Annotated in this window: 6 protein-coding genes, 2 tRNA genes and 3 rRNA genes; all 11 read left to right on the top strand. The window is 44.1% G+C overall.

Translation table 11 applies throughout. From position 1 onward, the window contains the following. A 16S ribosomal RNA gene (locus F896_RS04315) occupies positions 1 to 1530 on the top strand; the annotation flags it as partial. Positions 1531 to 1589: 59 nt separating this feature from the next. Further along, positions 1590 to 1666: transfer RNA gene (locus F896_RS04320), tRNA-Ile, on the top strand. Between the two features lie 55 nt (positions 1667 to 1721). Next, positions 1722 to 1797, top strand: a tRNA-Ala gene (locus tag F896_RS04325). A 400-nt stretch (positions 1798 to 2197) separates the two neighbouring features. Next, positions 2198 to 5089 (top strand): 23S ribosomal RNA (locus F896_RS04330). Positions 5090 to 5292: 203 nt separating this feature from the next. Then, positions 5293 to 5407, top strand: a 5S ribosomal RNA gene (gene rrf, locus F896_RS04335). 141 nt (positions 5408 to 5548) lie between these two features. After that, positions 5549 to 5884, top strand: coding sequence for a hypothetical protein (locus F896_RS04340; RefSeq protein WP_016164661.1), 336 nt, complete (start codon positions 5549 to 5551; stop codon positions 5882 to 5884). A 256-nt stretch (positions 5885 to 6140) separates the two neighbouring features. Beyond that, complete coding sequence (locus F896_RS04345) at positions 6141 to 7589, top strand: RNA polymerase factor sigma-54 (protein WP_016164660.1); 1449 nt, start codon at positions 6141 to 6143, stop codon at positions 7587 to 7589. Between the two features lie 172 nt (positions 7590 to 7761). Further along, positions 7762 to 8103: a ribosome hibernation-promoting factor, HPF/YfiA family gene (gene hpf / locus F896_RS04350; protein ID WP_004655596.1), complete on the top strand. Its 342-nt coding sequence runs from the start codon at positions 7762 to 7764 to the stop codon at positions 8101 to 8103. Between the two features lie 137 nt (positions 8104 to 8240). Further along, a complete protein-coding gene (ibaG, locus tag F896_RS04355; RefSeq protein ID WP_005151378.1) occupies positions 8241 to 8492 on the top strand; it encodes a BolA family iron metabolism protein IbaG in 252 nt (83 codons plus the stop codon). A gap of 6 nt (positions 8493 to 8498) precedes the next feature. Further along, positions 8499 to 9758 (top strand): UDP-N-acetylglucosamine 1-carboxyvinyltransferase, encoded by a 1260-nt coding sequence (gene murA / locus F896_RS04360; protein WP_004804524.1) that lies wholly within the window; start codon positions 8499 to 8501, stop codon positions 9756 to 9758. After that, on the top strand, positions 9755 to 10444 hold the full coding sequence (hisG, locus tag F896_RS04365; protein ID WP_005151374.1) for an ATP phosphoribosyltransferase: 690 nt from the start codon (positions 9755 to 9757) through the stop codon (positions 10442 to 10444). The genes murA and hisG overlap by 4 nt, the downstream gene beginning before the upstream one ends. The last annotated feature ends 12 nt before the right edge of the window (positions 10445 to 10456 follow it).

Genomic DNA, 10456 nt, shown 5'->3' with positions numbered 1-10456 from the left:
GAGTTTGATCATGGCTCAGATTGAACGCTGGCGGCAGGCTTAACACATGCAAGTCGAGCGGAGTTATGGTGCTTGCACTATGACTTAGCGGCGGACGGGTGAGTAATGCTTAGGAATCTGCCATTTAGTGGGGGGCAACATTCCGAAAGGAATGCTAATACCGCATACGTCCTACGGGAGAAAGCAGGGGATCTTCGGACCTTGCGCTAAATGATGAGCCTAAGTCGGATTAGCTAGTTGGTGGGGTAAAGGCCTACCAAGGCGACGATCTGTAGCGGGTCTGAGAGGATGATCCGCCACACTGGGACTGAGACACGGCCCAGACTCCTACGGGAGGCAGCAGTGGGGAATATTGGACAATGGGCGGAAGCCTGATCCAGCCATGCCGCGTGTGTGAAGAAGGCCTTTTGGTTGTAAAGCACTTTAAGCGAGGAGGAGGCTCTCTTAGTTAATACCTAAGATGAGTGGACGTTACTCGCAGAATAAGCACCGGCTAACTCTGTGCCAGCAGCCGCGGTAATACAGAGGGTGCGAGCGTTAATCGGATTTACTGGGCGTAAAGCGTGCGTAGGCGGCTGATTAAGTCGGATGTGAAATCCCTGAGCTTAACTTAGGAATTGCATTCGATACTGGTCAGCTAGAGTATGGGAGAGGATGGTAGAATTCCAGGTGTAGCGGTGAAATGCGTAGAGATCTGGAGGAATACCGATGGCGAAGGCAGCCATCTGGCCTAATACTGACGCTGAGGTACGAAAGCATGGGGAGCAAACAGGATTAGATACCCTGGTAGTCCATGCCGTAAACGATGTCTACTAGCCGTTGGGGCCTTTGAGGCTTTAGTGGCGCAGCTAACGCGATAAGTAGACCGCCTGGGGAGTACGGTCGCAAGACTAAAACTCAAATGAATTGACGGGGGCCCGCACAAGCGGTGGAGCATGTGGTTTAATTCGATGCAACGCGAAGAACCTTACCTGGTCTTGACATAGTAAGAACTTTCCAGAGATGGATTGGTGCCTTCGGGAACTTACATACAGGTGCTGCATGGCTGTCGTCAGCTCGTGTCGTGAGATGTTGGGTTAAGTCCCGCAACGAGCGCAACCCTTTTCCTTATTTGCCAGCGGGTTAAGCCGGGAACTTTAAGGATACTGCCAGTGACAAACTGGAGGAAGGCGGGGACGACGTCAAGTCATCATGGCCCTTACGACCAGGGCTACACACGTGCTACAATGGTCGGTACAAAGGGTTGCTACCTAGCGATAGGATGCTAATCTCAAAAAGCCGATCGTAGTCCGGATTGGAGTCTGCAACTCGACTCCATGAAGTCGGAATCGCTAGTAATCGCGGATCAGAATGCCGCGGTGAATACGTTCCCGGGCCTTGTACACACCGCCCGTCACACCATGGGAGTTTGTTGCACCAGAAGTAGGTAGTCTAACCGTAAGGAGGACGCTTACCACGGTGTGGCCGATGACTGGGGTGAAGTCGTAACAAGGTAGCCGTAGGGGAACCTGCGGCTGGATCACCTCCTTAACGAAAGATTGGTGACCGGTAAGAATCCACAACAAGTTGTTCTTCGAAGATGTATCTGAGGGTCTGTAGCTCAGTTGGTTAGAGCACACGCTTGATAAGCGTGGGGTCACAAGTTCAAGTCTTGTCAGACCCACCAAATCTGATTGCAGTAGCTTAGATTGAAAGATATGTCGTTCATTAAGTGATAAGCTGGGGACTTAGCTTAGTTGGTAGAGCGCCTGCTTTGCACGCAGGAGGTCAGGAGTTCGACTCTCCTAGTCTCCACCATACATTACGAAGTAATGTAGAAAACGAAAGTTAAATTCCAAAGATAGCTTATAGAAATTAATAAATAAGAAGATCGAATGATCTTGGTTTATTAACTTCTGTGATTTATCACAGTTTACTACTCACCGACGAGGTGGTAGTTAATCATTAACAGATTAGAAAATTGAGTCTGAAATAAATTGTTCAAACTCGATTAATTTGACACTAACGGTAATACGTAAGTATTTCAGTTAGATGAAGAATTAATCTGAGAACTAGCAAAAACACTGAATCAAGCGTTTTGGTATATGAATTAGATTGAAGCTGTATAGTGATTAAATTCACAGACAACAGATAGTAGCAATTAAGTTTGCAACGATAACACTCACTTGTATGTGTTAACGACTGTTTGGGGTTGTATAGTCAAGTAATTAAGTGCATGTGGTGGATGCCTTGGCAGTCAGAGGCGATGAAAGACGTAATAGCCTGCGATAAGCTCCGGGGAGGCGGCAAATATCCTTTGATCCGGAGATTTCTGAATGGGGGAACCCACCCGCTATAAGGCGGGTATCATAAGCTGAATACATAGGCTTATGAAGCGAACGAGGGGAAGTGAAACATCTCAGTACCCTTAGGAAAAGAAATCAATTGAGATTCCCTTAGTAGCGGCGAGCGAACGGGGAGCAGCCCATTAAGTTGTGTGTGTTCTAGTGGAACGCTCTGGGAAGTGCGAACGTAGAGGGTGATATTCCCGTACACGAAAGGGCACACACAATGATGACGAGTAGGGCGAGGCACGTGAAACCTTGTCTGAATATGGGGGGACCATCCTCCAAGGCTAAATACTCCTGACTGACCGATAGTGAACCAGTACCGTGAGGGAAAGGCGAAAAGAACCCCTGTGAGGGGAGTGAAATAGATCCTGAAACCGCATGCATACAAGCAGTGGGAGCCGACTTGTTCGGTGACTGCGTACCTTTTGTATAATGGGTCAGCGACTTATATTCAGTAGCAAGGTTAACCGAATAGGGGAGCCGTAGAGAAATCGAGTCTTAATAGGGCGTTTAGTTGCTGGGTATAGACCCGAAACCAGGCGATCTATCCATGAGCAGGTTGAAGGTTGGGTAACACTAACTGGAGGACCGAACCCACTGTCGTTGAAAAGCCAGGGGATGACTTGTGGATAGGGGTGAAAGGCTAATCAAGCCTGGTGATAGCTGGTTCTCCCCGAAAGCTATTTAGGTAGCGCCTCGGACGAATACCATTGGGGGTAGAGCACTGTTTCGGCTAGGGGGTCATCCCGACTTACCAAACCGATGCAAACTCCGAATACCAATGAGTACTATCCGGGAGACAGACTGCGGGTGCTAACGTCCGTAGTCAAGAGGAAAACAATCCAGACCGCCAGCTAAGGCCCCAAAATCATAGTTAAGTGGGAAACGATGTGGGAAGGCATAGACAGCTAGGAGGTTGGCTTAGAAGCAGCCACCCTTTAAAGAAAGCGTAATAGCTCACTAGTCGAGTCGGCCTGCGCGGAAGATGTAACGGGGCTAAAACTATGTGCCGAAGCTGCGGATTTGACTTTAAGTCAAGTGGTAGGGGAGCGTTCTGTAAGCCGATGAAGGTGTATTGAGAAGTATGCTGGAGGTATCAGAAGTGCGAATGCTGACGTGAGTAACGACAAAACGGGTGAAAAACCCGTTCGCTGAAAGACCAAGGGTTCCAGTCCAACGTTAATCGGGGCTGGGTGAGTCGACCCCTAAGGCGAGGCCGAGAGGCGTAGTCGATGGGAAATTGGTTAATATTCCAATACTTCTGTGTAATGCGATGAGAGGACGGAGAAGGTTAAGTCAGCCTGGCGTTGGTTGTCCAGGTGGAAGGTTGTAGGCATGTATCTTAGGCAAATCCGGGGTACTCTATGCTGAGAACTGATAGCAAGCTGTACTTGTACAGTGAAGTGGCTGATACCATGCTTCCAGGAAAAGTCTCTAAGCTTCAGTTACACAGGAATCGTACCCGAAACCGACACAGGTGGTCAGGTCGAGTAGACCAAAGCGCTTGAGAGAACTCTGCTGAAGGAACTAGGCAAAATGGTACCGTAACTTCGGGAGAAGGTACGCTGCTGACGGTGATGGGACTTGCTCCCTGAGCTATTGGCAGCCACAGAAACCAGGCCGCTGCAACTGTTTATTAAAAACATAGCACTCTGCAAACACGAAAGTGGACGTATAGGGTGTGATGCCTGCCCGGTGCTGGAAGGTTAATTGATGGGGTTAGCGTAAGCGAAGCTCTTGATCGAAGCCCCAGTAAACGGCGGCCGTAACTATAACGGTCCTAAGGTAGCGAAATTCCTTGTCGGGTAAGTTCCGACCTGCACGAATGGCATAATGATGGCGGCGCTGTCTCCAGCAGAGGCTCAGTGAAATCGAAATCGCTGTGAAGATGCAGTGTACCCGCGGCTAGACGGAAAGACCCCGTGAACCTTTACTGCAGCTTGACATTGAACTTTGACCTTACTTGTGTAGGATAGGTGGGAGGCTTTGAAGTTAGAACGCTAGTTCTAATGGAGCCGTCCTTGAAATACCACCCTGGTAATGTTGAGGTTCTAACTCTGCCCCGTAATCCGGGGCGAGGACCATGTCTGGTGGGTAGTTTGACTGGGGCGGTCTCCTCCTAAAGAGTAACGGAGGAGTACGAAGGTGCGCTCAGCGTGGTCGGAAATCACGCGTAGAGTATAAAGGCAAAAGCGCGCTTAACTGCGAGACCCACAAGTCGAGCAGGTACGAAAGTAGGTCTTAGTGATCCGGTGGTTCTGTATGGAAGGGCCATCGCTCAACGGATAAAAGGTACTCTGGGGATAACAGGCTGATACCGCCCAAGAGTTCATATCGACGGCGGTGTTTGGCACCTCGATGTCGGCTCATCTCATCCTGGGGCTGAAGCAGGTCCCAAGGGTATGGCTGTTCGCCATTTAAAGAGGTACGCGAGCTGGGTTTAGAACGTCGTGAGACAGTTCGGTCCCTATCTACCGTGGGCGCTGGAAATTTGAGAGGATCTGCTCCTAGTACGAGAGGACCAGAGTGGACGAACCTCTGGTGTACCGGTTGTGACGCCAGTCGCATCGCCGGGTAGCTATGTTCGGAAGGGATAACCGCTGAAAGCATCTAAGCGGGAAGCCTACCTCAAGATAAGATTTCCCTAGGAATTTATTCCTCTAAAGAGCCGTTCGAGACTAGGACGTTGATAGGTTGGGTGTGGAAGCACGGTGACGTGTGAAGCTGACCAATACTAATTGCTCGTGAGGCTTGACTATACAACACCCAAGCAGTTGTATATAAAGCTCAATTCGATTCAAAACCAAACAGTCAGAAGTGAAAACAACTGATTGAACTTGATTTAGTGAATAAACTAGTTACAATACAGACCAATTATCTAATCCGTTAATAACTCTTTGGACCGTAAGTAAGGCATACGACAATACATCGTGATTAAGACCCGAAAGCACCACAACAGTTTGCTGGCGACAATAGCAAGAGTGAACCACCTGATCCCTTCCCGAACTCAGAAGTGAAACCTCTTAGCGCTGATGGTAGTGTGGCACTTGCCATGTGAGAGTAAGTCATCGCCAGCTTTTAAATACTAAACACCCCCAACCTAACGGTTGGGGGTGTTTTTTATTGGACGGAAGAAAAGAAAATCTAAGTCAATATTTAAAGAGTTGTGCTATTTTTATCCTGATTAAATGTAAATAAGAAATGATATTAGGACTGATATGATTCTCTATGAACTTTTATCTGCTATTGGAGTTGTCTATTTAGGTTTTTTAGTATGGAAGTGGTTGGAAAAACCTAAGCAACAATATCAAGCACCTAGCGTTATTCGCGAATGGATATTGGATGATCCTGAAGGGGAGCTGTATGTAGCTTCTATTACATCAGATCAAAAAGTCTGGTCCGGTTGTGGACGTTATGCGCATTCTTCTGGTTCAACGAGTACGACTTGGTCTGGTTTTTTAGTAGGGGATTTAAATGAGCTTGTTTTAAAAACTATAGGGCAAAAAGTATTGGATGAAATGATCGAATGCCTAAAGCAGCAGAATATAAAGTAGTCGACTGTATTGCTGTTATAAAAAAGATGCGACCCGAGTGGATAGATTTTATTTGATTTGAGCTAACATTTATAATGTTATGAGAAGGGCTGAAGTCGGGGTAGATTCAGTATTGCAATAAATATTTAACTTCTTGCTAGTTTTTTGAACAGATAAGTCAGTTGAAAAGGTTTTTCCTTGTATGCGGAAACATTGCTTTATGTTATAAATATTTTTATAGGCATGTTTTTTGCTTATTTTAATAAAAGGAAAGACTATGAAATTATCTGTTGGATTGAAAGTTGCGAACAGCTTATCGTTAACTCCTCAATTGCAGCAGGCAATACGTCTTTTACAGTTATCAAGTTTAGAGCTTGAACAAGAAATTCAAATCCAGTTAGACAGTAATCCATTGCTTGAAAAAATAGAAGATATGGGTACAACGGAAAGTCTTTCTTCTCTAGAAGAAAAAGAGAATGGAGACTTAACCACTGAACTGAATGCGGATCATCTTCCAAATGATTTACCTGTTGATACTGAATGGGATGATATTTACACCCATCAATCGACTGCTTTGGCCTCACCAGAATATGAAGAAAGAGAAGACAATCGTCAGGTACAGCTGAGCCTCAAAGAGCACATTTTAGATCAAGTCAATCTTTTGCATTTTTCGACTGTAGATAAACTGATTGCATATTGCATTGTAGACTCTCTTGATGATAAAGGTTTCCTCGATGCCGAGTTGGATGACATTTTGCTTGCAGTTTCTCGACTTTTACAGGAAATGGAGAGTGAGGAAGAGGTTGAGCAAGATGAAATTATTGTTGTTTTAAAACATATTCAACGTCTTGATCCTATTGGTGTCGGTTCCAGAAATTTAGCAGAATGCTTGAAAATCCAACTTGAAATTTTTAATGATAAAGTTCCCTATCTAGCTGAAGCTAGAAATTTATTGAAATATTATGAGTTACTGATTTCGAATGACCTGAATAAGCTGTTAAAGCAAACGGGGCTATCTAAAGAGCAATTAAAAAGTGCCGTTGATTTGTTGAAGACTTTGAAGCCTTATCCTGGGCTAGAGTTCAACCAACAAGAATCAGAATACCAAGTTCCTGATGTAGTAGTTTCGAAGAAAGATCAACATTGGCAAGTTCAACTAAACCCTGATGTATTGCCTAAGTTACGGATCAATTCTTTTTATTCAGGCATGATTCGTCGAGCTGATCAAAGTGACGATAATGTCTATCTGCGCAATCAAATGCTGGAAGCGAAGAATTTTATCAAGAGTATTGATGAGCGCCATAAGACTTTGTTGAAGGTAGCAACCTGTATTGTTGAGCATCAGAGAGCTTTTTTGGAGCAAGGTCCAGAAGCGATGAAGCCTTTAGTGCTTCGTGATGTGGCAGAAGAAGTTGAATTGCATGAGTCGACCGTATCTCGTGTAACAACCAATAAATATATGCTGACACCACGTGGTTTATTCGAATTGAAATACTTCTTTTCTAGTCATGTTGGAACAACAACTGGTGGTGAGGCTTCATCGACGGCAATTCGTGCCATGATAAAAAAACTCGTTTCAAGTGAGAATCCACGTAAGCCTTTGTCGGATAATGCAATTGCTGAAATGTTGAAGAATGAAGGGATTGAGGTGGCTCGACGCACGGTGGCAAAATATCGTGAATCGTTACATATTGCCTCATCTTCTGAAAGAAAAGTCTTGATCTAAATTTCAAGGTGTGACTATTCTAGGGGTTCATTATTACGGAATAATGAATTTTTTTAATGATCACTAGAGGAATCGCTGAAATGATTTAATGGATATTGAACCACTGATAATGTGCATTAAATTTGCTGAAGCGATTTTCTTGTATCCTGAGAAAAAGGTGAGGGATAGAATTATGCAAATAACGATTCGTGGGCACCATTTAACCATTACACCAGCCATTGAAGAAAATATAAAAGAAAAGTTTAGTCAAATGACCAAACATCTAGATCAGGTCAATAGTATGCAAATCAAGCTGGCTAAAGATCATCAAATTGACAAACGTTCACACAAAGGTAGTGCAAATCATATCGCTGAAGCGATTATACGTTTGCCGGGGGTAGAACTGTTTGCACAGGCGACAGCCGATGATATGTATACTTCAATTCGAAAACTGACAGATAAATTAAAACGCCAGCTAGCAAAACATCGAAAAATTCAATGTTCGTATCAACATGAACTGGCACTTTTGAGTTAATTTTTTATTTTGTATAAGAGGCTTTTTGTGAAGCCTCTTTTTTTATTGATAAAAAAAGAAACTGCTTACTGAATTATGTGAAAAAGTTATAGTAAAATAGCTGGTTTTACACCAATGGTTGTATAAGAGGCCTTGTAATGAATAGTGAGCAGCTCACGCAAATTTTAAAAGAAGCTTTCCCTGAAGCAGAAGTAGCAGTGAGCGGTCAAGCTGGGAAATTTGACCTTCGTATTGTGGATGATCAGTTTGAAGGTAAGCGTACCGTTGCTCGTCAACAAGCCGTTTATGCACCTCTAAATTCTTATATTGCGAGTGGTGCAGTTCACGCTGTTACGATTCGCGCAATGACAAAAGACGAATGGCGCAAAGCAAGCCTTTTCGGAGCTTAAATATTAATGGATAAATTTTTAATTACGGGCGGTGTTAAGCTCGAAGGTGAAGTACGCATTTCTGGTGCTAAAAATGCAGCTTTACCTTTACTTGCAGCAATGATCCTTGCTGACTCTCCGATTAAGCTAACCAATGTACCTAATCTAAAAGATGTAAACACATTGGTTAAGTTGATTGCTGGTCTTGGTGTGACCATGAGCTATGAAGGTGAAACGGTTTGTGCTGATGCATCAACATTAGATAACCAGTTTGCACCATATGAACTTGTACGAACCATGCGTGCATCTATTTTAGTGCTTGGTCCTTTATTAGCGCGCTATGGTAATGCAAAAGTATCATTACCAGGCGGCTGTGCGATTGGCTCACGTCCAGTCGATCAACACTTAAAAGCTTTAGAAGCTTTAGGTGCGCAGATTGAGGTTGAAAATGGTTATGTCCATGCTTCAGTTGATGGTCGTTTGAAAGGTGGTGAAGTTGTCTTTGATATGGTGACCGTTGGTGGTACTGAGAATATCTTGATGGCTGCTGCACTCGCTGAAGGTGTAACCACGATTCGTAATGCTGCTCGTGAACCAGAAATCACCGATCTTGCGCAAATGTTGATTAAGATGGGCGCTAAAATTGAAGGTTTAGATACCGATACTTTAGTCGTTACTGGTGTTGAAAGCTTACATGGTTGTGAATATGCAGTTGTTGCAGACCGTATTGAAACAGGTTCATATTTAGCTGCCGCTGCCATTACTGGTGGACGAGTGAAAACCACTCATACTGATCCTTCATTATTAGAAGCAGTATTGGATAAGTTCGAAGAAATGGGTGCCGAAGTCACTCGTGGTGATGATTGGATTGAGCTGGATATGCAGGGCAAACGCCCTAAAGCTGTGAGCTTTAGAACACTGCCGCATCCAGAATTTCCAACAGACATGCAAGCGCAAATTATGGCGGTCAATGTGATTGGTCGTGGTTTTGCGACGATTTCTGAAACCATTTTCGAAAACCGTTTTATGCATGTACCAGAACTTTCACGTATGGGTGCTAACATCCAAGTTGAAGGACATGATGCGGTCGTAACAGGTGTGGAAACACTTCAGGCTGCACCTGTAATGGCAACTGATTTACGTGCTTCATTCTCACTTGTTTTAGCTGCTTTGGTTGCTGAAGGTGAAACACTGGTTGATCGTATCTACCATATCGATCGTGGCTACGAACATGTGGAAGAAAAATTGCAAAGTTTAGGTGCTCAGATTAAGCGAGTAAAAGGATGAATGACTTAAGAAACGATGATCCAAATTTTGACGTAATGGGCAATTTTGATCATGGTTTAACTTTAGCACTCAGTAAAGGTCGTATCTTAAAGGAAACATTACCGTTGCTTGAAAAGGCGGGTATTAATTTACTTGAAGATCCAGATAAATCACGCAAATTGATTTTTCCAACCACGCACAAAAAAGTTCGTATTTTGATTCTACGTGCTTCTGATGTTCCGACTTATGTTGAGAATGGTGCAGCAGACTTTGGTGTAGCGGGTAAAGATGTATTGATGGAACATGGTGCGCAACATGTTTATGAGTTGCTTGATCTAAAAATTGCCAATTGTAAGTTGATGACGGCGGGTAAAGTCGGCATGGAACGACCAAAAGGCCGTTTAAAAATCGCGACCAAATACGTTAACTTGACTCGTCAATACTATGCAAGCCTTGGTGAGCAGGTTGATGTAATTAAGCTGTACGGATCAATGGAACTTGCACCTTTGGTTGGGTTAGGTGATTACATTGTCGACGTGGTTGATACAGGTAATACTTTACGTGCCAATGGCTTAGAGCCATTAGAAGAAATTTGCAAAGTTTCTTCACGCTTAATCGTCAATAAGGCGAGCTTTAAGCGTAAGCAAGCGGTGTTAAATCCGATTTTGACACAACTTGAACAAGCTATAAAAGCACGTCAAAACTAGGTTTTAGATTGA

The sequence above is a fragment of the Acinetobacter genomosp. 15BJ genome, from assembly GCF_000400715.1.
In the GTDB taxonomy this organism is placed as follows: domain Bacteria; phylum Pseudomonadota; class Gammaproteobacteria; order Pseudomonadales; family Moraxellaceae; genus Acinetobacter.
Note: the sequence above shows the minus strand (reverse complement) of the source record. Positions and strands in the feature narration are given on the sequence as shown.